The sequence below is a fragment of the Amycolatopsis sp. CA-230715 genome (assembly GCF_018736145.1).
Lineage (GTDB): Bacteria > Actinomycetota > Actinomycetes > Mycobacteriales > Pseudonocardiaceae > Amycolatopsis.
In genome coordinates this window covers 3,225,674-3,247,547 of record NZ_CP059997.1, presented here as the reverse complement: position 1 = coordinate 3,247,547, position 21,874 = coordinate 3,225,674, and the positions used below count along the sequence as shown (strand labels likewise).

The window sequence follows — 21,874 nt, the reverse complement described above, 5'->3', positions numbered from 1 at the left end:
GAAGCGGCCCCCGGGAAAACCCCCGGGGGCCGCTGGCATGAGTGGGCGTCGTGGTCAGGTTCGCTTGCGGAACGAGGCGCCCAGGAGCATCACGCCGATGAACACCGCGCCGCCGGCGAGGATCCAGCGCAGGTCCACGCCCGGCAGCCACGAGGCGCCGTCGGTCAGCACGTAGGCCGAGACGAGCAGGACCGCGAGGCCCGCGATGAGGGTGAACACGTCCACCCCGCGCTTGCGCACCGGCGCCGCCTGCTGATCGGCGTCGTAGGTGTCGTAGTCGTAGGCGCTGTCAGCCACGGCGCACCTCCACCTTCCCGGCGCTGTTGTGGATCTTCAGGTTGATCTGCTGGCCACCCGCGGCGCGGTCGTCGCCGAGGTCGACGCCGGTCACCGGCCCGGTGCCGACCCCGCTCTGCTCGTGGTCGAGGCAGTCGATGTTGCCCGCGGAGTTCTGGCAGGTGAACGTGACGTCCGCGGTGTCGGGCACGGTGACCTTGACCGAACCGGCGCCGTTGCGGATCTCGGTCGCGATCGGCGGGCCCAGCGGCAGCTTCGTCAGGTCGAGGTCGATGTCCCCGGCGGAATGCTGGTAGACCGGCTGCAGTTCGGCCGCGGAACGCGGCGTGAGGTTCAGGTCGCCGAAGCCGCCGTGGATCCCGCCCGGCACCGACGTGAGCACCACACCCGCGATGGACAGCGGGATCGCGAGGCCGATGAGCCCGCGCCCGCCGCCGGCGAAGGCGCCGACGACCAGGCCGATGCCCAGCACGCCCAGCGTCATCCCGACGATGTGCTGGATCGTGAACCAGTCGTCGACGTCGGCGAGGTTCGCGGCGACACCGGCGCCCGCGGTGAGCAGCGCGATCCCGAAGGTCGCGATGCCGACCTTGGACCGGCGCCGCCGAGGCGCGGGCGGTGCCGGGGGAACCGGTTCCGGCGCCGGGTTGGGGTCGGGCAGGTCCCAGGCGAACGGGGCCGCGCCGAGCGGGTCCCACTTGGGCGGGGTGGCGGGGGATTCGGGTTCCCCGGTCGCGTTCGCGCCGGTGCCCGTCATGGAGAACGCCGCTTCGAACTCGTGGCCGCCGAAGCCGGTGGCGGGAGCGGTCGTCGCGAGCGGGCGGTTGAGGTGCCCGCGGTCGCGGTGCAGCAGGAACAGCGCGGCGAGCAGGAGCGCGGTGCCGATGAAACCGCCGCCGCCGAGCCAGCCCGCGGAGAACCAGCTGCCGCTGAACACCCAGCTGACGATCGGGATCAGCGCGACGCAGGCGACCACCGTGAAGCCCTTCGACATCGCGCTCTGGCCGCGGCCGATCATGCTTTCGAAACCGGAGACCTGATCGCGCTCGTCGGCGAAGAGCAGCCAGCCGAGCACGTAGAAGAGCAGGCCGGCGCCACCGAACACGGTCGCGGTCACCAGCCCGACGCGCACGACGACCGGGTCGAGGCCGTACCTCTTGCCGATCCCCGCCGCGACACCGGCGATCTTCCTGCCTTCCTGCGGCCGCCTCGGCCTGCTCGCCCAGAAGTCCTTGACGACGTCTTCGAAGCCACCTGGGCCGTGCTTCGACCGCGTTTCCCCTGCACCACTCATGACGACGAGCATGCGGCACCGGGCGGCCCGGTGACATCCGGGAACGACCCTGAGTTTCGGGCGCACCCCGGGGTCAGGGGTTTCCCTGATGAATCCGCCTCGCGCCCGTGTGACCATGGGTGTCATGCACGACCAGGCCGAGGAGACCGCGTCCGGAACGAGCGCGGCACCGGTGGAGAACGCCGACGCGGCACCGTCGCAGCCGGAACAACCGGCGCCGCGCGCCGAACCGTCGGCCGAACTGGCCGGAGACGGCCAGCCGAAGATGTTCCGGCGCCGGTCGTCGCGGGTGCTTTCGGGGGTCGCGGGCGGGCTCGCCGATCATCTCGGGGTCCGCGTGCTGTGGGTCCGCGCGGCGTTCGCGCTGCTCGCGATCGGCGGCGCCGGTGTGCTGGCCTACGGGCTGCTGTGGGTGTTCGTGCCGCAGCAGGCCCACGAGGAGGCGCCGAAGAAGGAGTCGCCTCGCGAGAAGCAGCAGGCCGTCGGGCTCGTCGCGCTCGGGATCGGGCTCGCGGTCGCCAGCGGCACGATGACCGGGGCGATCAGCGGCTGGGTCGCGGTGCCGATCGCGGTGGCGCTGATCGGCGCCGCGCTGGTCTGGCGCGAAGCCGACGAGAGCCAGCGGCGCCGCTGGCTCGGCAAGAGCGGGGTCGCCGGCGCGGTGCTCGGCGGCGGTGGCTGGTCGGCGGCGCTGCGCGTGCTCGCCGGGGTCGCGCTGGTGGTGACCGGGATCGGGGTCGTCGTGCTGCGGTCGGGCAGCCTCGACCAGGTCCAGTTCGCGCTGATCGCGGTGCTGGCGACCCTGGTCGGCGTCGCCGTGCTGACCGTCCCGTTCTGGCTGCGCATGGTGCGCGACCTCGGTGAGGAGCGCCGGGCGCGCATCCGCACCGAGGAACGCGCCGAGATCGCCGCGCACCTGCACGATTCGGTGCTGCAGACGCTCGCGCTCATCCAGAAGCAGGCGGACGCGCCGAGGGAGGTCGCGCGCCTGGCCAGGGGGCAAGAGCGAGAGCTGCGCGGCTGGCTGTACGGGCCGTCGGGGTACGGCAAGAACGGGGTCAGCGGCGAACCGGGCCGCACCGAGGAGGAGACCCCGGCCGGACGGCTTTCCGAGGTGCTCGCGCGGGCCTGCGGCGAGGTCGAAGACACCTTCGCGATCTCGGTGCAGCAGGTGGTCGTCGGCGATGTCGAGCTCGACGAGCCGCTCGTCGCGCTCGTCCAGGCGGCGCGGGAGGCGATCGTCAACGCGGCGAAGCACGCGGGCGTCGAGGAGGTCAGCGTCTACGCCGAGGTGGAGCCGACCGAGGTCACCGTGTTCGTGCGCGATCGGGGGAAGGGGTTCGATCCGGACGTCGTTCCGGACGACCGGCATGGCCTCGCGGACTCCATCCGGGGCAGGATGGAGCGCAACGGTGGCAGCTGCCGCCTGCGCACGGCGCCGGGTGAAGGCACCGAGGTGCAGCTGGCGATGCCGGTCAAGGTCGGCAAGGGAGCTTGACGGTGGACGAGGGAGCGGTGTGACGGACAACGAACAGGCCAGGGAACCGGTCAAGGTCTTCCTCGTCGACGATCACGCGCTGTTCCGCGCGGGGGTGCGCACGGAGCTGGACTCGATCACCGACGAGGTCCGCGTGGTCGGGGAAGCGGGCTCGGTGGCCGAGGCGGTCGCGGGGATCGCCCGCGCGAACCCGCAGGTGGTGCTGCTCGACGTGCACATGCCCGACGGCGGCGGTGCCGAAGTGCTGCGGCGGGTGCGTCCCGAACAGCCGGACGTGGTGTTCCTCGCGCTGTCGGTGTCCGACGCCGCGGAGGACGTGATCGCGGTGATCCGGGCGGGCGCGCGCGGGTACGTCACGAAGACGATCTCGTCGAAGGAGCTGGTCAGGGCGGTCGTCCGGGTGTCGGACGGGGACGCGGTGTTCTCGCCGAGGCTCGCCGGGTTCGTCCTCGACGCGTTCGCCGACCGGCCCGGCTCAGCGCCGATCAGCGACCCCGAACTGGACCTGCTGACGCCGAGGGAGCGCGACGTCCTGCGGCTGCTGGCGCGCGGGTACGCCTACAAGGAGATCGCGTCCGAACTGTTCATCTCGGTCAAGACGGTGGAGACGCACGTGTCGAGCGTCCTGCGGAAGACCCAGCTGTCGAACCGGTACGAACTCTCCCGCTGGGCGTCGGACCGCCGCCTCGTCTGAAGTGCAGTTAGCGGGCTAAACGCGCTTCGGCCGCCGCCGGCTCGGGGCGGGGTTCCGGGGTGCGGCGGCGGACGCGGGTGAGCGCGACGCCGCCGAGGACGACGAGCATGCCCGCGATGACCCGCAGGTTCAGCTCCTCGTCCAGGAACACCGTGCCGAGCAGCACCGAGACGATCGGCAGCAGGTAGCCGACGGTGGAGGTCGCTACGGCGCCTTCGGTCTCCAGCAGCCGGTAGTTCATGGCGAACGCGATCCCGGTGCCGAACACGCCGAGGATCACCACCGCGATCAGCGCGCCGGGGTCGAGGGTGATCGGGGTCAGCCCGCCGACGGGGAGCGCGAGCAGGGTGAACCCGCTGGCCAGGATCATCTGCGCGCCGGCCAGCCCCATGGGCGACGTCCCGGTGCCCGCCAGGTACCTGCCTTCGTAGACGAACACGAACCCGTAGCTGGCCGAGGCCACCAGGCAGGCGAGCGCGCCCCAGCTGAGCAGGCCGGACGCGTGCCACGGCGCGAAGATGAGCACGATGCCGCCGAGGCCGAGCACGAGCCCGGCGAGCCGGATCCCGGTGACGCGGCGGTCCTGGCGGAACAGCACGGCCGCGAGCAGCGCCCACAGGGGCGTGGTCGCGTTCAGCACGCCGGTGATGCCGGAGTCGACGGTCTGCTCGCCGATGGCGAAGAGCAGGAACGGCAGCGCGTTGTGGAAGAAGGCGGCGATCGCGATGAGGCCCCACAAGCTGCGTTTAGCGGGCAAACTGTCGCGCTGGGCGTAGCAGATGATCGTGAGCACGACGGCGCCGAGCACGACCCGCGCGAGCACCAGCTGCACTGGCGAGAACGCGTGCAGCCCCAGTTTGATCCAGAAGAAGCTCGACCCCCACATCACTGCCAGCGCGGCCATCCGCAGTAGCGTCTTCGCCTCGGTCACCCCAGTCCCTCCTTGATCGTCTGCCGCCAGCGTCACCCACCCCGGACGTAAGGACAAGTGAAATAAACTGCAGGAACGCTTAAGGAGACCTGTAGAGTCGATGCCATGCTCGACGCCAGGCGCATGCAGGTCCTCCGCGCGGTCATCACCAGCGGCTCGGTCACCGCGGCCGCGCGCAACCTCGGCTACACGCCGTCCGCGATCAGCCAGCAACTGTCCACTTTGGAACGCGAGGCCGGAGTGGCGCTGCTGGAGCGCGCCGGGCGGGGAATCCGCCCGACCGCGGCGGGCACCCTGCTCGCCGAGCACGCCGAGCTGGTCGGCGCGCAGCTGTCCAAGGCGGAGGCCGCGCTCAACGACCTGAAGGCGGGCCGGACCGGCACGCTGTCGATCCGCTACTTCAGCACCGCGGGCGCCTCGCTCATGCCCCGCGCGGTCGCCGCGATGCGCCGCGAGCACCCCGGCATCGGCCTCGACCTCAAGCTGATCGACCCCGGCGACCCGATGCCCGAGGTCGAGTCGGGCGAGGCCGATCTCGCGATCGTGGTGCTGCACAAGGGCGCCACCCCGGCGCGCGACGTCGAACTCGTGCACCTGCTCGACGACCCGCATCGCGTGGTGCTGCCGAAAGGCCACCGGCTCGCCCGCAAGCGCGTGATCGACCTCGGCGAGCTGGCCGACGAGCCGTGGGTCGGCAACGAGTACCCGCGCGGCGCGTGCAGCGCGATCCTCTTCGACGCCTGCGCGGCGGCGGGCTTCACCCCGGACATGGCAGTCGAATCCGAGGATTACCAGACGGCACAAGGGTTTGTCGCCGCCGGGCTGGGCATCTCGGTCATCCCGGAACTGGGCGTCGGCGGCCCGTACCCCGGTGTCGTGGTGCGGAAGCTGCGCCGCCCGGAGCCGATCCGCAGCATCTACGCCGCGGTCGCGGCTCGCGCGCGGAACCGGCCCGCGGTGCGCTACCTGATCGACAGCCTGCGCGAGGTGGTCAGCGGTGCGGTCACAGGAAAAGCAACTGCGTGATCCCGATGCCGACGGACGCGGCGACGACGATCGCCAGGATGGCCAGGATCCACGCCCTGCCCTTCGCCGTCGAGGTCGCCGTGGCCAGCGGGGCCTTCAGCTTCTCGGGGATGCTGGACTGCTGGGTGGGCCGCGGCGGCGCGGGCTGGTGCTGCGGGATCGGCCACGCGGGCACGGTCGGCATCGCGGGCGCGGTCGGCGGGATGAACGCGGTCTGACGGCCCTGCGTGATCGCTTCGAGCGACGAGATCGTGTCCGCCATCGTCGGCCGCATCAACGGGTCGAGGCGCAGGAGCTTGGACAGCGCGCCGGTGAGCGCGCCCGCGCGCTGCGGCGTGCGCAGCTGGCCGGAGCCCTGCTCGCCGAACGGCGGCACGCCTTCCACGGCCGTGTAGAGCGTCGCGCCGAGCGAGAACGCGTCGGAAGCCTGCGTCGCGGCGGTGCCGCGGGCGACCTCGGGCGCCAGGTAGGCCGGGTCGGGCCCGCCGCCGGTGATCCCGATGTCGGTGACCTTCACGCCGCCGTCGTCGGCGAGCAGCACGTTGCCCGGTTCGAGCCGCCGGTGCAGGACGCCCGCGGTGTGCGCGGCCGTCAGCGCGGACGCGAGCTGGATGCCGAGGAAGGCGGCCTGCTCCGCGGTCAGCTGCCCGTGCTCGGTGAGGAAGTCCGCCATGTTCCGCGACGGCACGTACTCCATGATCAGCCAGGGCTGGCCACCGTCGTTGAGCACGTCGTGCACCGTGATCACGCAGGCGTGCGCGACCCTGGTGGCCTCGCGGCCTTCGCGGACGGCCTGCTCGGGGTCGGTCCCCGGCGGCACCAGCATCGGCTTCGCGGCGACTGTGCGGTGCAGCCTGGTGTCGAAGCCGAGCCAGACGATTCCCGCGCGTCCGCGCCCGATCGGCTGGTCCAGCCGGAATCGGCCACCGACGAGTGCGCCCTCAGTAGCCAAATCTGCCTCTCGTCGTGACGGTCAGGGAGTCTTCGTCGTAGTCGGGGGCTTTTCGCTGGTGCTCGGCGGCGTCGTCTTGGTGCTCGGCGGCTTCTCCGAAGTCGACGGCGGCTCCGGGTCCTGCCCGCCGGGGTTCGTCGGCTGGCCACCGGGAGGCGGGCGCTCGCTGGTCTTCTTCGACGACGACTTCTTCGTCGGCCCGTTGTTCGACGACGACGTGTCGCTCGACGAGGGTTCGGTGGTGGGCTCCGTGGTCATCGACGAGGACGAGGACGACGGCGGCGCCGACGGCTGCGAAGTGGGTGACGGGCTGGGGCCGCTGCTGTCCGCGCTGCGCGGGCTGAACACCCACACGCCGAGCGCGATGAGCGCGATCAGCACGAGGCCGCCGACGGCCGCGGGCTTCTTCCAGCGCCCCGGCTCCTCGTCTTCTTCGTCGTCGTGGCGGTCCAGCGGGTGGGCGGCCGGGCGCGGGTCGTCGTAGCCGTCGTCGTAAGGGTCCCGGTCGACGGGGGAGACGGCCCTGGTGGGCGCGGGCCCGCGGTCGTAGTCCTCGGCGGGGTAGCCGGGCTCGTCCGCGTAGTCGACGGGGTCGTAGTCGGACCCGTGGTCGTAGAAGCCCTGCGCCGGGTCGTCGGGCGACAGCGTGCCGGAATGCCCGCCCGCGAGGTCGTCGCCGCTGAACGCGCGGGTGCCCGCGGCGCCGAGCGCGGCACCGGCCGCGCCCGCGGCGAGCATGCCGCCCGCCGGGTTCATCCTGGTCTCGTCCGACGGGCCGCCGAGCGGGGTCTCGCCGCGCGCGACCGCGTCGAGCAGCTCCTCGGACTCTTCCGCGGTCGGGCGGTGCTGGATCTCCGGGTGCAGCAGCACGGCGAGCACGCTGGCGAGCGTGCCCGACTGGCGCGGCGGGTTGATCTGCCCGGCCGCGACCGCGTGCAGCAGGCCGAGGGTGTTCTCGCTCAGGCCGAACGGCGGCTGGCCTTCGCAAGCGGCGTAGAGCGTGGAGCCGAGCGAGAAGATGTCGGACTCGGGGCCGGGGTCACCGCCGATGGCGACCTCGGGCGCGAGGTAGGCGGGCGTGCCCGCGATCATCCCGGTCTTGGTGACGGTGACGTCGTCCTTGGCGCGGGAGATGCCGAAGTCGGTGATCTTCACCAGGCCGCTCGAGGTGAGCAGGATGTTGCCCGGCTTGATGTCGCGGTGCACGATGCCGACCGCGTGCGCCTCTTTGAGCGCGGCCGCGACCTGCGCCCCGATGCGGGCGACCTCGATCGGCGGCAGCGTCCTGCGCTCCTGCAGGACCGCCGCGAGGCTGGTCGACTCCAGGTACTCCATGATCAGGCACGGCTGGCCGTTGTCGTCGGTGACCACGTCGAACACGGTGATCGCGTTCGGGTGGTGCAGCCTGGCGGCGATCCGGCCTTCGCGCATGGTGCGCTGGCGGGCGTCCTCGGCTTCGTGGTCCTCGAGCCCCGGCTGCAGCAGGAGCTGCTTGATCGCGACGGATCGGTGCAGGACCTCGTCCTGCGCCTGCCAGACGGCGCCCATCGCGCCGGTGCCGATCCGCCGGATGATGCGGTACCGGCCGGCGACCAGGCGACCCTCGTCGCTCACGCGACCTCCTCTTGGGGCTCTGACTTCCGAGCGCGGTCTGGGGGCACGGGCACCGTGCGCGACCGGCCCTGGCGTGTGTCAGGAGCGTAGGCACAATTCTTCACCCGCGTGCCGGCTTTCCCGAGACCGGCCCGTGACAAGGCTAGGTGCTCACTCTGCGCACACGAACTTGGCACGCTTGAGGACGGCTTCACGTTGCCTCGGTTCGATGATCACCGCACGTGTTCCGCGGAGAGCAGCGTCACACCCGTGATCAGGGGCCGGATCGGATCCGCGAGCTTCAGGAGCTGCGTGATCCGCAGGTGCCCGCCCTCGGGATCCGCCATCGTCACCACGGCCAGCACCGCTCCGTCGGCACGCTGGGTCACCTGGGTGACCTTGACGTCCTCCATCCCGGCCCACGCGTCGACGAGGTTGTCCGCCTGGTCGCCGGCGAGGACCGGGTCGAGCAGCGACAGCGCCTGCCGCGGCGCGTTGTCCACCAGCCGGTAGAAGGACCGCACGACGTCGACCTTGCTCGCCGACTGCGCCTTCATCGTGCCCGTGGTCGTGGTGGCGGCGGACGTGCTGGGGGTGCCGCTCGGCGCGCTCGTGCCGCCGGTGGTGCCCGCCGGGGCGGCCGGTGCGGTGCCCGGCCGCGACGGCGACGAGGATTTGGACGGGCCGCTGCCCTTTTCGCCGTTGCCCCCGCCGGTGGCGGGCGCGGAACGATCGGGAGTGGCGAAACCGCCGAGCGCCGCGACGCCGGTGATCTCCGGCCGGGCGGGCTCGTCGGCCCTGCCCTGGTTGTCGTGGCGGCCCGCGAGCAGGGCCGAAGCGACCACGGCCCCGGTGAGCAGCCCGCCCGCGACCATGAGCCCGACGAACTTCGCCCCGCTGGCGAGGCGGCTTTCGGGTTCACGAGGGGGCTGCGGCGCGCGGCGCGGCCTGGTCCTCGGCGGCGGCAGGAACTTGTGCGGCTCGCGGAGGACGCGTGCCAGGCGCTCCCGGTCGGCGCCGCTGGCGGACAGCACTTCCTCGGAAATGGCGTCCTCGAGTTCGACGGAGGCGGGTTCGCCGCCGCGTCGCCGATCGTGCACGAAGGTCATCGCCTTGGTTTCGGCCTCTGTGTCTCGTTGTCGCGGGGGTATCGGCCGTGGACCGTACCCGCTGGACAGGGGTGTGGTGCTCAGGTGCCCGCCGGCGCCTCGTGGGCCGTGCCGGACGTCTGTTCATCAGGGAACCCCCGCCCGGCGTTACCTGCCAGCCTCGATCGGTGGAGGGTTGCCGCGCTACGACGAACGGCACAACGGTTCACCCGAGTAGACCAATCCGGACGGGGAGAACGGCCCAGTGGTCGGTTATTTTCCGTCGTCGGAGATCTTGCCGCCGTCTTGGAAGGTCAGCTTCTTCTGCTCGGTGGTCTCGGTGCCGTCGTTGTGCACCGTCTTCACCGTGCAGACCGTGACGCCCTTGCCGTCGTACTGGTGCACCTGCACGTGCTCGACCTCGAAGTACGCGACGTCGGAGTACTTCTTCTTCAGCCCGCTCGGGCCCTCGTCCTGAAGGCCGCCGGTGGTGAGGCCGTGCGCCTTCTCCGGGTTTTCGGTGACTTCGTCGAGGTACTTCTGGGAATTGGCTTTGAGCGTGGACGGCTGGTTGACGGGCACCGTGACGTACGTCGGATCGTCCTGGCTCCACGTCGGGTCGCTCGGGCCGGGTTTCTTCGGCTTGGGCGGTGCCGCCGGTGGCGCGGGCGGGACGAACGTGCCGTCGCTGGTGCCGGTCGTCGTCGGGTGGGTGCTGAACCCGCCGGTGGGTCCGGGCTGTTCGTTCGGGTACGTCGTCAGCGGGTCGGACGAGGTCGTGTCGCTGGTTTCGCGCTGGGAGGTTCCGTCCTGCGCGGGCGGCGTGGTGCCGGACGGGGGACCGGTGAAGTGCTCGCCGTCCAGCGTCGGCTGGCCCTGCATCGCGGGCCAGTTCGGCATCGCCCTGCTGTCCTCGGGCTTGCCCATCAGGTACGACCCCGCGAACAGCAGGGACACCACGACGCCGCCGGAGGACACCGCGGCGAACCACGCGGCCTTCCGCCAGGTTCGCGGCGGGGTGACCGAGGCGGGCACGCTGCCGAGGTCGAAGGTGCTGAGCCCGTCGGCGGGGGGCAGCGCGTACACGCGCGCCTCGTCGTCGTCGCGACGGCGTTTCGGCGGTGTCATCGTCACGCGGGTGCGGGCCGGGGGTTTCGGCGTGACCAGCGGGTTGACGGTGCCGGTCGGCTCTTCGGGCCGGTCGATCGGAGCCAGCGGGGCGGGCGGCTCGGGCGAGGCCGTCCTCGGCAACGGGAGGCTCCCCGTCGAGGACAGGAATCCGGAGGTGCTGCCGTGGCTGGCGCCTTCCCCCATGATCTGCGAGATCAGGGGCAGCGAGCCGCTGGCGGGCGGGTCGACGGGGTCCGGCGCGGCACGGCGGTGCCTGCGCGGGGCCTGTTGCTGCTGCGGCACGGCCGGGGTCCAGGTGCCCGCACCGCCGCGCCGGTGCCTGCCCGCGTGCGAAGGAGGGTGATCCGTCGAATGTGCCCCACCGTTCATGCCGGATCGACCCCCGGGCGCGGCAGGCGTGACGGGGAAAGCGGCCGGATTAGACCGATCGGACCAGTGCGGTGCCGCGGATGATCGAGAACGGTGCTCCTGCCCCGGGAATTTGCACGCCCGGCTGCACGCGCACGCGCATGCGCGTTGCGGAGTGCAAGGCCGTGACCCGGCCAGGGCGAGGGGGGCACCCTCCAAGACTAAGAGGCCGCCGGATCGCGGGATGCCGGGGCCCCGCGGTTTCACCCGCTCGGGCGCGCCCAAATGGGCGGCGCGCGCGAAAAAGTCTGGTACTGCTACCCGCCGCTGCGGTATTTGGCCTGGGTCGACTGCAGCGACTTGGTCGCGACCACGCCACTGCCCGCGGCGAGGATGATCGCCACCACGTCCATCCCGAAGTTGCCCGAGGTCAGCAGCCACGCGAGCAGGGACACCGCGGTCGTCCCGCCCGCGACCGCCCACCGGCTGCGCACGTACTGCGCGACGGGTGCGCCACCCGCGCGCTTGTTCGCCGCGTTGTTGAGCAGGGCCAGGTACCCGGCGTGGCCGAGCGAGGCGAGCACGCTGGCGATCGCGATGATCACGGCGATCACGTTGAAGATGGCGTCCATGACACCAGTGTGCCCGTGAACCTCGCTTCGCGGCTCAGGGGTTCACCCTGATTTCGCCGGGATGCCCGGTTTTCAGCGACCGAGCCTGCCCCGGCCGAGGTTGAGCAGCGCCATCGCCAGCTGCCGCCCTTCGGGGCCGAGATCGCGGTAGCGCGCGAGCACGTCCATCTCGCGGTTGTAGACGATCCGGGTGCCGCCCGCGGCCATGCGCGCGGCGCCGATCGTCTTCGACACCTCGACGCGCCGCTTGACCAGGCGCAGGATCTCGGCGTCGAGGAAGTCGATCTCCTGGCGCAGCTCACCGATCTGCTCGGCGGTCGGCGCCGGGGGAACGGCGTCATCCCCGGCGCCGGTGTTCTCGGCGGGGCCGGTGTTCTTCGCGGTCTGCGCGTTCATCTGGTCCTCCGGTCGGTCCGGATCCACCCGCGGCCCCTGAGCTGACGAAAGCCCCGGGTCCGTGGACTCCGGGGCTTGGCGTGACTGCGGTTCGAGCACTACGCGATCACGGGAGCCGGAGTCCGGGTCCCGTAGAAAAATCGGTGCGCGCTCGTCTGGTGCACACCGTCAGTATGGCACAGCCCGGCGGCCCGCCACGGCGAAGCGGCGGATCCTGGCGTGTGCCACCAGGCTGAGCGCGAGCCAGAACAGCGGGACGACCGGCCAGAAGAACTGCGCGGACCCGGCCACCCAGCGCACCACGAGGGCCGTCGCGACGACGGCGACGACGGCCGCGTGCACCCGCAGCGGCCGCGGCACTCCGCGGCGGGCGGCGGGCGGAGCCGGTTCCGGGAGGTCGGCGGTGAGCTCGGTGAGTTCGTCGGTGTACCTGGCCGCGTAGACCCGGCCGAGCCGTTCTTCGATTTCGGCGAGGGTGAGCCTGCCGTCCGCGCCTGCCCGCTCCACGAGCTGCGCGATCCGTTCTCGTTCGGCGTCCGAAGCGCGGAGCCTGGCGGGGTTCGTGTCCATGTCCACCACGGTCCCCGCCCGCGGCCGCGGGCGCGTCGGCTCCGGAGCGGCAGTCGCGCGTACGCCCGCCGCGGTAGCCGTCGGCGGCACCCCGGCGTTCCGTCGGTGCCCCCGAGTAGCGTGGACACCCGATGGACACCCTCTTCGATCTCCCCGCCGAAACCTCCGGAGCAGGCCCCGTTCCGGGGCGCCATGCTGAGCTGCTGGAGGACCTGAACCCGGCCCAGCGGGACGCGGTCACCCACACCGGGGTCCCGCTGCTCGTGGTCGCGGGCGCGGGTTCCGGCAAGACGCGGGTGCTCACCAGGCGGATCGCGTACCTGCTCGGCGCGCGCGACGTGCACCCCGGCCAGGTCATGGCGATCACGTTCACGAACAAGGCCGCGGCCGAGATGCGGGACAGGGTCAGCGAGCTGGTCGGGCGCCGGTCGAACGCGATGTGGGTGTCCACGTTCCACTCGATGTGCGTGCGGATCCTGCGCCGCGAGGCCAAGACGCTGGAGATGTCGTCGAGCTTCTCGATCTACGACTCCGACGACACCAAGCGCCTGATCACGCTGGTCGCGCGGGATCTCGACCTCGACCCGAAGCGGTACCCGGCGCGCACGCTCGCGGTGGGCATCTCGAACCTGAAGAACGAGCTGGTGGACGCCGACGGCGCCGCCTCGCGCGCGGCGAACGACCTCGAGCGCAGGGTCGCCGAGGTCTACGCCGAGTACCAGCGCAGGCTCGCGCAGGCCAACGCGATGGACTTCGACGACCTGATCATGCGCACCGTCGAGCTGCTGCAGGTGTTCCCCGACGTCGCCGAGTACTACCGGCGGCGGTTCCGGCACATCCTGGTCGACGAGTACCAGGACACCAACCACGCGCAGTACACCCTGGTGCGGGAGCTGGCCGGCACGGAGACCAGCGGGTCGGGCGTGCCGCAGGCCGAGTTGTGCGTCGTCGGGGACGCGGACCAGTCGATCTACGCCTTCCGCGGCGCGACCATCCGCAACATCGAGGAGTTCGAGCGCGACTTCCCGAACGCGCACACGATCCTGCTCGAGCAGAACTACCGGTCGACGCAGACCATCCTGTCCGCGGCGAACGCGGTGATCGCGCGCAACCCGAACCGCAGGGACAAACGGCTGTGGACCGATTCGGGCGACGGCGAGAAGATCGTCGGCTACGTCGCGGACAACGACCACGACGAGGCCGCCTTCGTCGCCAACGAGATCGACGCGCTGGCGGATCGCGGCGAGGCGAACTACGCCGATATCGCGGTGTTCTACCGGACCAACAACCAGTCGCGCGTGTTCGAAGAGATCTTCATCCGGCTCGGCCTGCCGTACCGGGTGGTCGGCGGCGTGCGGTTCTACGAGCGGCGCGAGGTGCGGGACATGCTCGCCTACCTGCGCGTGCTGGCGAACCCGGAGGACACGGTCAGCCTGCGCCGGATCCTGAACGTGCCCAAGCGCGGCATCGGCGACCGTGCCGAAGCCGTCGTCGCGACGCACGCCGAGCGCGAGCGGATCTCGTTCGCGGCCGCGTTGCGCGAGGCGGCGGGTGACGGGATCCCGCTGCTCAACCCGCGCTCGCAGAAGGCGATCGCCGGGTTCGTCGCGCTCTGGGACGACCTGCTGGAACTGGTGGAACGCGGTGACGAGGTCGCGGACGTGCTGGAGGCGGTGCAGGAGCGCACCGGGTACCGCACCGAGCTGGAGGAGTCGGACGACCCGCAGGACGCTTCGCGCGTCGAGAACCTCACGGAGCTCGTGACGGTCGCGAGGGAGTTCACGGAGTTCGCCGTCGAGGTCGCGAACGCCCAGGAAGAGGGCGAAGAGGGCGCCGCGCCGCCGGTCGACGAAGCGGCGGCGGGAGTGCCGGAGGCGGGCTCGCTGCCCGCGTTCCTGGAGCGCGTTTCGCTGGTCGCCGACGCGGATTCGATCCCGAGCCCCGACGGCGGCGAGGACGGCGAGCAGGACGCCGGCGTGGTCACGCTGATGACGGTGCACACCGCGAAGGGCCTCGAATACCCGGTCGTGTTCGGCACCGGCTGGGAGGACGGGGTCTTCCCGCACATGCGCGCGCTCGGCGATCCGGCGGAGCTGGCCGAGGAGCGCAGGCTCGCCTACGTCGCCATCACGCGTGCGCGCCAGCGGCTCTACCTTTCCCGCGCGATGGTCCGGTCCGCGTGGGGGCAGCCGTCCTCGAACCCGCCGTCGCGGTTCTTCGACGAGATCCCGTCCGAGCTCCTCGACTGGCGCCGCGAGGAGCCGTCGTCCGGCGGCGGGGGCGGGTTCGGCTCACCGCGCGCGGCGACCACCTGGGGCAGGCGTTCCGGCTTCGGCGAGTCGTCCTCGTCCGGGTTCGGCAGCCCGAAGGCGGGGTCGTTCGCCAAGGGCTGGAAGGACACCGTCGCGCTCAAGCTCGACGTCGGGGACAGGGTCAGCCACGACAAGTACGGCCTCGGCACCGTGGTCTCCACCGACGGCACTGGCCCCCGCGCGACCGCCACGATCGACTTCGGCGCCTCGGGCAAGGTCCGGCTGATGCTGATCGGCAGCGTGCCGATGGTGAAGCTCTAGCGGGGACCACTGGTCTTTTCGGGTGACCCGCGGGATTTCCTCCTTGTTACTGTCCACAAACGACGGACGGTAACGGTGTGTACCAGCACGTAGCCAATTCGTAGCGGTTGTTCCACGCTGTGCGAACACAGCCAGCAGGGCTGACTTGCGCAGAAAGGTCCCGCGATGAGCAAGGCTTCATGGGTAGGCAAGGCATTGGCGGCCGCCGGGATGCTCGTGTTGACCACGGTCACCGCCGCGGTCCCGGCCACCGCGGCGAATCCGCTTTCGGTGCCCACGTCGAGCGGGTGTCCCGCGGTCGACGGGAAGTGGGCGGACACCGGCCCGTTCGACGTGACCGAGGAGCACACGGGCGAGGGGCACACCATCTACCGGCCCACCGAGCTCGCCGCCAAGGGCTGCACCAAGAACCCCGTGATCATCTGGGGGAACGGGACTTTCGCGACGCCGGTGGTGTACGACAAGCTGATGCGCCACTTCGCCTCGCACGGCTTCGTCGTCGCGGCGGCGGACACCACCCAGTCCGGATCCGGTGCGGCGATGCTGGCCGGTATCGACTACCTCGCCAAGCGGAACGAGGACGCCGGCAGCGTCTACTACCACAAGGTCGACCTCGACAAGATCGGTGCGGCCGGACATTCCCAGGGTGGCGGCGGTGCGATCAACGCGGGCGAGGACGCCAGGGTCAAGACCGTGATCCCGCTGCAGCCGGGCCCCCAGGGCACGGTCGAGAAGGTCAAAGGATCGATGTTCTTTCTCGCGGGCAGCGCCGACATCGTCGTGATCCCGGGCCTCCTGGTGCACCCGCGCTTCCTCGGCGCCGGGCACACCGTCGCGGAATACGGCGAGCTGAAGGGCGCGACCCATTTCACCTCGATCGGCGACGCGGGCGGGTTCCGCGGGCCGATGACGGCGTGGTTCCGGTTCGAGCTGCTCGGCGACGAGCAGGCGCGGGGCGAGTTCTTCGGTCCCGGCTGCGGCAACTGCGCCGACCCGGCGTGGACCCGGTTCGAACGCAACGCGCGCGCGGCGCAGGTGCCCGGCCCTGACGCCTGACCGTGAACGGTGAGGATCCGGGCGGTCCGCCACCGTCCGGATCCTCATACAGGTCGTACGTGTCACCAGGCGACGCACTCAGCGCTCCTGGCTTGGTTGGCGCCGCTGTTCACGTTGCTGGGTACGGCCATCGGGGCAGGTGTAACCCTGCTTGCCGACCGAATGCGGTGGCGGCGGGAGACATTTCATCAAGACCAGCGGATTCGACGTGATTCCTACGTCGTCTTCCTGACCGCGATCCAAGATGCCAACGCTGGCGTCCGGTCAGCGTTGGCGGGGGATCACGCTCCGAACGAGACCAGGTCGTCTGCTGCCCGGTCGGCGTTCCGCGATGCGGGGTGTTCGCGGCTCGCGAGCAGCTCGCGCTGGTGGCCCCGGACGCCGTAGTCACCGCCGCGGACCAGGCACTTCACCAGGCTCGCCAGTTGCGTGACCTGGTCATCGAGGGCCGAAGGCTCGATGATGCGGATTATCTCCATGCGCTTGACCAGTTCGGAGTCGCCCTCGACTGCTCGATCACACGCGGACGCGCCGGTGACAACGATGATCTGCAAGTGACAACCAAAAGTCAGTAATCACAACAACCCCGGCATCCACGGACGCGGCAGCCACGTCACCCACCTCCCACACGCCCCGGCTCCCGCGCAGGCCCCGGAGACACCCGCACCTCGGCCGGACACCACGCAGCGCCGCCTGACGATATCGCCGGTCGTCACAGCGGGCGCCCGCAGCGAACTGTCGGACCCCTCCGCTACAACGGTATCGAACACAAGTTCGAACTATGGGGTAAGCTGTCGGCGAGCCCTGAAGCGGGGGAACAAACGGTGTGGCGTGGTGGTTTCGATATATCAGCAGCGGGGTACTGGACCGACTGGAGGACATCTCGGGGAGGGCGGCGGCGGATCGGGGTCCGCTCGCCGCCGAGGCGGCCACGTTGGCCGCGGCGTGGCAGTGCTTGCTGCGCCTGCACGAGCAGCGGCCGGGGAAGCCGTGCGGGCGCTGCCGCGGCGGGGCGCCGGCCGGGCTGTGCGGCGTCTGGCAGGTGGCGGTGGCGTATCTGCTCCACCGGATGCCGGAACGGCGCTGAGGAAGCACTCGGGGGAGTGTCGCTCAGCGCCGTGGGCGGAACGCGGGGAAGGGAGTCAGAGCTTGACGCCGCGGGCCGCGAGCCAGGGCTGCGGGTTGATCTTCTTGCCCGCCGGGGTCCACACCTCGAAGTGCACGTGCGGGCCGGTGGACTGGCCGCGGTTGCCGATCTCGGCGATCTTGTCGCCCGCTTCGACCTTCTGGCCCGCGCGCACGGAGAAGCTGTTCATGTGGCCGTAGACGTTGATCGTGCCGTCGTCGAGCTGGATCCGCACCCAGAGGCCGAAACCGCTGGCCGGGCCCGCCTCGATCACGGTGCCGCCCATGGCCGCGACGATGGGGGTGCCGATCGAGTTCGCGATGTCCACGCCGAGGTGGCTCGTGCCCCACCGCGCGCCGAAGCCCGAGGTGAAGGTGCCTTCGGCGAAGCGGACGCACTTGGGCTTGTTCTTCTCCGCCTCGGCGGCCTTGGCCGCGGCGTCGTCGCGCTCCTGGCGGGCCTGGGTGATGCTCTCGCTGTCGCTGAGCTTCTGCACCTCGGCGGAGGCGTCGCTGACGCGGGCGACCGGGAGCAGCTCGGGCGCACCGCCCGCGGTGGCGGCGTCGCCGCCGACTCCGAACGCGGCACTCGCGTCACGAGCGCTCGCCAGCGGCGTCACACCGCCATGGGAATCGGCGGAGTCGGTCGCGGCGGCCTGCAGGGTCTGGCCAGCGGCCGCGGCGGCGAAGGCGCCGCAGGCGACCGCGGCGACCACGACACGGCCGCGAAGGGCGGACGGGGGCGCGGGGAGCCGGTGCGTGCCCCGGACGCGGACAACCGCACCGTCCAGTGCGTCATCCATGTCCGGGGAAGGAGCTTGGCCGCCGGGGGAGCGGTGTCGAGCCAAGACAGGGCCTTCCGTTACTCGGGGGTCGAACCACCAGACCCGGGCGGGGGATCCCGGTGAGCCGACCTCGGGGGTGGTTGGCTCGGTGTCCGTGTTCGTGATCCGACTGTAATGGGGGACCGGGGGACAGTAACGAAGGGGCACCGGTGTGGGCAAGAACCGGGTCGGGTGTGGGCCGAACGGGGCGTGATGAGGCGCGATCAACTACCGCGATGACGTCGAAGAGAAGGCAAATTACTCCATTCGATGTGACCTGCATTACATTCGCGCAACGACTTGCGTTCGGCGGCGTCGCAGGACTCTTGACCTCGGGTGGAGGGTCCCGCGGCGGCACCGCCGTCCGCGCGGCGGCCTAGCGGCGGTCCGGCGGGCCGCTTGCTAGCGTCGTCCGCGATGTCCTCGCTCACCTGGCCCTTCCGAGGGGCACCTTCGGAATCGGATCCCCGGTCACTGGACGCCGTCGGCCAGCGCGCGGAGAAGCTGCTGCTGTTCGCGCTCGCGGGCGGTGCCGCGGGCGGGCTGCTCGAAGCCGTCGGTGGCGTGGTCCCGGTCGTCGACGGCGGCTCGCCCGGGTTCGCCAGCGCGCCGCTGCTCGTGGTGCTCGCGCTGCTCGGCCCCGCGCTGGCCTGGGTGAACGCGTTGCGAGGACGGCTGCCGGTCGCCGCGGGCGTGCTCGCCGGGGTGGCCGCGCTCGCCCCCGGCAGGCTCGTGCTCGACCTGCAGCTCGCCGCCGACCCGACGTTCGCCGCGCGCCCCGAGCTGTACCGGGCGACGAGCTTCGTGTTCCCCGCGCCCGGCGCCGGGCTGTGGCTGCTGCTCGCCGGGCACGCGGTGGTCCTGGTGGCCGGGGTGCTCGCGATGCGCGCGTCGGGCAACCTCACCGATCCGGCTGGTGCGCCCGGAGCGCGGCCGTGGCTGCTGCCCGCACTGCTCGCGGCGCTGGTCGCGGCGGTCGGCGTCACGATGGCGCCGTACTCCTCGGACGACCCGTTCCTGCCCGCGCCGAACGCGTTCGAGGGCCCGGTCGTCGCGATGGCCGCGATCCTGCTGATCGCCTGCCTGACGCCGCTCGCCGCGGCGATCGGCACCGGCTTCGGCGCCGCCGAGATCGGCAGGGGCGGTCTTCTCGGTCTCGCGGTCGCGCTCGCCGGGGTGGCCGTGCCCAGCCTGGTCGCCGCGGTCAGCGTGCCCGCGGCGGGGATTTCCGCGGGGCCGATCGTGACACTGGCCGGGGCGGCGGCGCTGGTCGTCGTCGCGCTCGTGGGCGATCGCGCGCCAGCCGCCGCACCGTCCGAAGAGGATGCTCCCGAAGCGGCGCTCCCCGGTGCTCGCAGGCTGAACTCCGTCACCGGTGCGCTGGCGCTCGTGACCGCCGCTTTCGCCGTGGCGGGCACGTTCACGCCGCAGGTGCTGACCGCGGCGGGCGCACCGGCCGCGCAGAGCCCGGCGCGCTGGCTGCTGCTGTTCTCCGGGGCGGTCACCGGGCTCGCCGGGCTCGCGCTGCTCGTGCCCAGGATCGCCGCGGTGGTCCGCCCTGCGATCTCGGTCTGCTCGCTCGGCGTGCCGTTCGCCGCGGTCGCGGTGTTCGGCACCGCCCGCTCGGCCTCGGAGATCGGCGGGCTTTCGGACGGGTCCGGGGTGGTGTGGACGTGGCTCGCCCTGGTTTTCGCCGTGGTCACCGCGTGCTGTTCGGTGGTGTCCGGCATGGTCGAGCGCGACGTCATCGACGGCGACGAGCGGCGCACCGGCCCGGACGTGCTCGCCCCGCTGGCCGCGGCCGCCATGCTCGCGGTCGTCGGCGCCGGGCTGCCGCCGATCGACTCGGCCGGGTACCGCGCGCCCGGTCTGTGGGCGAACTTCGGCACCGAATCCTGGGGCGTCCTCCTGATCGTGCTCGCGATCGTCGGCGCCTGCGCGCTGGTGCCGCGGAGCAGGCCGTCGAGGGCGGCCGCCCTGCTCGTCGGCGCCGCGGCGGTGACCTCGGTGCGGCTCGTCGAACTCCCCGCGCTTTCCGACGGCGTCCCGGACGCCACCGCCAGCACCGGGTGGTGGCTGACGCTCGCGAGCACGGTCGCGCTCCTGGTGGCGGCGGTGCTCGCGGTCGCGCGGAAGCAGTCGTGAACCGCGAGGTCACCAGGGTCGTGCTCGCGGTCATGGGCGACGGCGACGTCGAACGGGCCACCGCGTTCGCGAGGGTGCTGCGCGACGCGGGCGCCGAAGTGATCTTCACCGGCGTGCTGGCGACCGTCGCGGACGTCCTCGCGACGGTCGACCAGGAGGATCCCCGCGCGCTGGTCGTCACCGGCGTCGGCGAGGAAGACATCGTCGAGTTCGGCGTACCGCTCTTCGTTTTCGGCGAACCGTCACAGCCCGTAGCACGGGACGGTGCGGTGGTGCTGGGAACCGATTGGGACGAAGCGGCCGAAGCGGTGCTCAGTGCGCGGTTTCACACCGCGGAAGCACCGCCTGACCGCGCACGGTGACGGACTTCACCGGGTGCGGAGTGCCCGACTTCTCCGCAGGTCGCTAGGGTCGTTTGCGTCGCAGAGCGGGAGCTGTCGCGCGGACGGCCACGAGCCGGTGCGCAGACGCCCGCATCAGAAGCACGTGGCATCAGAAGCACAGTGGCGTGTCGTCAGGAGACTGGAGTAGTGGACCTCTACGAGTACCAGGCGAGGGATCTCTTCGCCGCCCACGGAGTGCCGGTTCTGCCCGGCGCCGTGGCGAACAATCCGGAAGAAGCCAAGGCCGAGGCCGCCAAGATCGGTGGCCAGGTCGTCGTCAAGGCGCAGGTGAAGGTCGGTGGCCGCGGCAAGGCCGGTGGCGTGAAGCTGGCCCAGACCCCTGACGAGGCGAAGGAGAAGGCGGAAGCCATCCTCGGGCTCGACATCAAGGGGCACATCGTGCACCGGGTGCTGGTGGCCGAGGCCTCCGACATCGCCGAGGAGTACTACTTCTCCTTCCTGCTGGACCGCGCGAACCGCACGTTCCTCGCGATGGCGTCCGCCGAGGGCGGCGTCGAGATCGAGCAGCTCGCGGTCGAGCGCCCCGACGCGCTGGCCAGGATCGCCATCGACCCGATCGCGGGTGTCGACAAGGCGAAGGCCACCGAGATCCTGACCGCGGGCAAGTTCCCGGCGGAGGTCGTCGACGAGGCCGCCGACGTCGTGGTGAAGCTGTGGGAGACCTTCGTCGCCGAGGACGCCACCCTCGTCGAGGTCAACCCGCTGGTGCGCGACCCGCAGAGCAAGATCATCGCCCTCGACGGCAAGGTCACGCTCGACGAGAACGCCGCGTTCCGCCAGCCGGGCCACGAAGCGCTCGTCGACAAGCAGGCCGAGGACCCGCTGGAGGCCAAGGCCAAGGCGAAGGACCTCAACTACGTCAAGCTCGACGGCCAGGTCGGCATCATCGGCAACGGCGCCGGCCTCGTCATGTCCACTTTGGACGTCGTGGCGTACGCGGGTGAGAAGCACGGCGGCGTCAAGCCGGCCAACTTCCTCGACATCGGCGGCGGCGCGTCCGCCGAGGTGATGGCGGCCGGGCTGGACGTCATCCTGAACGACGGCGACGTGAAGAGCGTGTTCGTCAACGTGTTCGGCGGCATCACCGCGTGCGACGCGGTCGCCACCGGCATCGTCGAGGCGCTGAAGATCCTCGGCGACGAGGCGACCAAGCCGCTCGTCGTGCGGCTCGACGGCAACAACGTGGTGGAGGGCCGCCAGATCCTGGCCGACGCCAACCACCCGCTGGTCACCGTCGTGGACACCATGGACAACGCGGCAGACAAGGCCGCCGAGCTCGCTGCGGCAGGTGCGTGAC

At 71.5% G+C, this 21,874-nt stretch carries 21 protein-coding genes; 9 read left to right on the top strand and 12 right to left on the bottom strand.

All coding sequences use genetic code 11. From position 1 onward, the window contains the following. Window positions 1-54 precede the first annotated feature (54 nt). Together HUW46_RS15075 and HUW46_RS15070 are read right to left on the bottom strand one after the other, a co-directional pair. Window positions 55-297, bottom strand: coding sequence for a hypothetical protein (locus tag HUW46_RS15075; protein ID WP_215547877.1), 243 nt, complete (start codon window positions 295-297; stop codon window positions 55-57). Beyond that, window positions 290-1,591, bottom strand: coding sequence for a PspC domain-containing protein (locus HUW46_RS15070; protein ID WP_215547876.1), 1,302 nt, complete (start codon window positions 1,589-1,591; stop codon window positions 290-292). The genes HUW46_RS15075 and HUW46_RS15070 overlap by 8 nt, the downstream gene beginning before the upstream one ends. A 124-nt stretch (window positions 1,592-1,715) precedes the next feature. Between HUW46_RS15070 and HUW46_RS15065 the strand changes: the two genes are divergently transcribed. Beyond that, on the top strand, window positions 1,716-3,089 hold the full coding sequence (locus tag HUW46_RS15065) for a PspC domain-containing protein (protein ID WP_442860938.1): 1,374 nt from the start codon (window positions 1,716-1,718) through the stop codon (window positions 3,087-3,089). A gap of 19 nt (window positions 3,090-3,108) precedes the next feature. Continuing rightward, window positions 3,109-3,783, top strand: coding sequence for a response regulator (locus HUW46_RS15060; protein WP_215547875.1), 675 nt, complete (start codon window positions 3,109-3,111; stop codon window positions 3,781-3,783). Window positions 3,784-3,790: 7 nt separating this feature from the next. Here the strand turns inward: HUW46_RS15060 and HUW46_RS15055 are convergent, their stop codons facing one another. Continuing rightward, complete coding sequence (locus tag HUW46_RS15055) at window positions 3,791-4,714, bottom strand: DMT family transporter (protein ID WP_215547874.1); 924 nt, start codon at window positions 4,712-4,714, stop codon at window positions 3,791-3,793. A 105-nt stretch (window positions 4,715-4,819) separates the two neighbouring features. Between HUW46_RS15055 and HUW46_RS15050 the strand changes: the two genes are divergently transcribed. Beyond that, on the top strand, window positions 4,820-5,740 hold the full coding sequence (locus tag HUW46_RS15050; RefSeq protein WP_215547873.1) for a LysR family transcriptional regulator: 921 nt from the start codon (window positions 4,820-4,822) through the stop codon (window positions 5,738-5,740). Here the strand turns inward: HUW46_RS15050 and HUW46_RS15045 are convergent. The 7 genes from HUW46_RS15045 to HUW46_RS15015 all read right to left on the bottom strand — a co-directional run bounded on the left by HUW46_RS15045 (window position 5,718) and on the right by HUW46_RS15015 (window position 12,450). Then, entirely contained in the window at window positions 5,718-6,692 is a 975-nt protein-coding gene (locus HUW46_RS15045) for a serine/threonine-protein kinase (RefSeq protein ID WP_215547872.1), read from the bottom strand. The genes HUW46_RS15050 and HUW46_RS15045 overlap by 23 nt on opposite strands. Before the next feature lie 21 nt (window positions 6,693-6,713). Then, the gene (locus HUW46_RS15040; RefSeq protein WP_215547871.1) at window positions 6,714-8,306 is read right to left on the bottom strand and encodes a serine/threonine-protein kinase; all 1,593 of its coding nucleotides are present in this window, start codon (window positions 8,304-8,306) and stop codon (window positions 6,714-6,716) included. A 212-nt stretch (window positions 8,307-8,518) separates the two neighbouring features. Further along, complete coding sequence (locus HUW46_RS15035; RefSeq protein WP_215547870.1) at window positions 8,519-9,394, bottom strand: hypothetical protein; 876 nt, start codon at window positions 9,392-9,394, stop codon at window positions 8,519-8,521. Window positions 9,395-9,646: 252 nt separating this feature from the next. Next, the gene (locus tag HUW46_RS15030; protein ID WP_254126191.1) at window positions 9,647-10,873 is read right to left on the bottom strand and encodes a hypothetical protein; all 1,227 of its coding nucleotides are present in this window, start codon (window positions 10,871-10,873) and stop codon (window positions 9,647-9,649) included. A 296-nt stretch (window positions 10,874-11,169) separates the two neighbouring features. Further along, window positions 11,170-11,484: a hypothetical protein gene (locus tag HUW46_RS15025; RefSeq protein WP_215547869.1), complete on the bottom strand. Its 315-nt coding sequence runs from the start codon at window positions 11,482-11,484 to the stop codon at window positions 11,170-11,172. A 72-nt stretch (window positions 11,485-11,556) separates the two neighbouring features. Then, on the bottom strand, window positions 11,557-11,880 hold the full coding sequence (locus HUW46_RS15020; RefSeq protein ID WP_215547868.1) for a chorismate mutase: 324 nt from the start codon (window positions 11,878-11,880) through the stop codon (window positions 11,557-11,559). Between the two features lie 168 nt (window positions 11,881-12,048). Beyond that, window positions 12,049-12,450 carry a DUF1707 SHOCT-like domain-containing protein gene (locus HUW46_RS15015; protein ID WP_215547867.1) on the bottom strand — a complete coding sequence of 134 codons (402 nt, stop codon included), beginning with the start codon at window positions 12,448-12,450 and terminating at the stop codon, window positions 12,049-12,051. Window positions 12,451-12,581: 131 nt separating this feature from the next. Between HUW46_RS15015 and pcrA the strand changes: the two genes are divergently transcribed. Both pcrA and HUW46_RS15005 read left to right on the top strand, forming a co-directional pair. Further along, the gene (gene pcrA, locus HUW46_RS15010; RefSeq protein ID WP_215547866.1) at window positions 12,582-15,023 is read left to right on the top strand and encodes a DNA helicase PcrA; all 2,442 of its coding nucleotides are present in this window, start codon (window positions 12,582-12,584) and stop codon (window positions 15,021-15,023) included. Window positions 15,024-15,188: 165 nt separating this feature from the next. Further along, window positions 15,189-16,079 carry a poly(ethylene terephthalate) hydrolase family protein gene (locus HUW46_RS15005; RefSeq protein ID WP_254126189.1) on the top strand — a complete coding sequence of 297 codons (891 nt, stop codon included), beginning with the start codon at window positions 15,189-15,191 and terminating at the stop codon, window positions 16,077-16,079. Window positions 16,080-16,360: 281 nt separating this feature from the next. Here HUW46_RS15005 and HUW46_RS15000 read toward each other — a convergent pair whose 3' ends face one another. Next, complete coding sequence (locus HUW46_RS15000; RefSeq protein ID WP_215547865.1) at window positions 16,361-16,633, bottom strand: hypothetical protein; 273 nt, start codon at window positions 16,631-16,633, stop codon at window positions 16,361-16,363. A gap of 380 nt (window positions 16,634-17,013) precedes the next feature. Between HUW46_RS15000 and HUW46_RS14995 the strand changes: the two genes are divergently transcribed. Further along, window positions 17,014-17,166: a hypothetical protein gene (locus HUW46_RS14995; RefSeq protein ID WP_215547864.1), complete on the top strand. Its 153-nt coding sequence runs from the start codon at window positions 17,014-17,016 to the stop codon at window positions 17,164-17,166. Window positions 17,167-17,221: 55 nt separating this feature from the next. Here HUW46_RS14995 and HUW46_RS14990 read toward each other — a convergent pair whose 3' ends face one another. After that, complete coding sequence (locus HUW46_RS14990; protein ID WP_215547863.1) at window positions 17,222-18,007, bottom strand: M23 family metallopeptidase; 786 nt, start codon at window positions 18,005-18,007, stop codon at window positions 17,222-17,224. 438 nt (window positions 18,008-18,445) lie between these two features. On the opposite strand from HUW46_RS14990, the gene HUW46_RS14985 reads away from it, so the two are divergent. The 3 genes from HUW46_RS14985 to sucC all read left to right on the top strand — a co-directional run bounded on the left by HUW46_RS14985 (window position 18,446) and on the right by sucC (window position 21,873). Continuing rightward, complete coding sequence (locus HUW46_RS14985; protein WP_215547862.1) at window positions 18,446-20,173, top strand: hypothetical protein; 1,728 nt, start codon at window positions 18,446-18,448, stop codon at window positions 20,171-20,173. Further along, entirely contained in the window at window positions 20,170-20,535 is a 366-nt protein-coding gene (locus HUW46_RS14980; protein ID WP_215547861.1) for a hypothetical protein, read from the top strand. Before HUW46_RS14985 ends, HUW46_RS14980 begins: the two co-directional genes overlap by 4 nt. A gap of 168 nt (window positions 20,536-20,703) precedes the next feature. Beyond that, window positions 20,704-21,873 carry an ADP-forming succinate--CoA ligase subunit beta gene (sucC, locus tag HUW46_RS14975; RefSeq protein WP_215547860.1) on the top strand — a complete coding sequence of 390 codons (1,170 nt, stop codon included), beginning with the start codon at window positions 20,704-20,706 and terminating at the stop codon, window positions 21,871-21,873. Window position 21,874 lies beyond the last annotated feature (1 nt).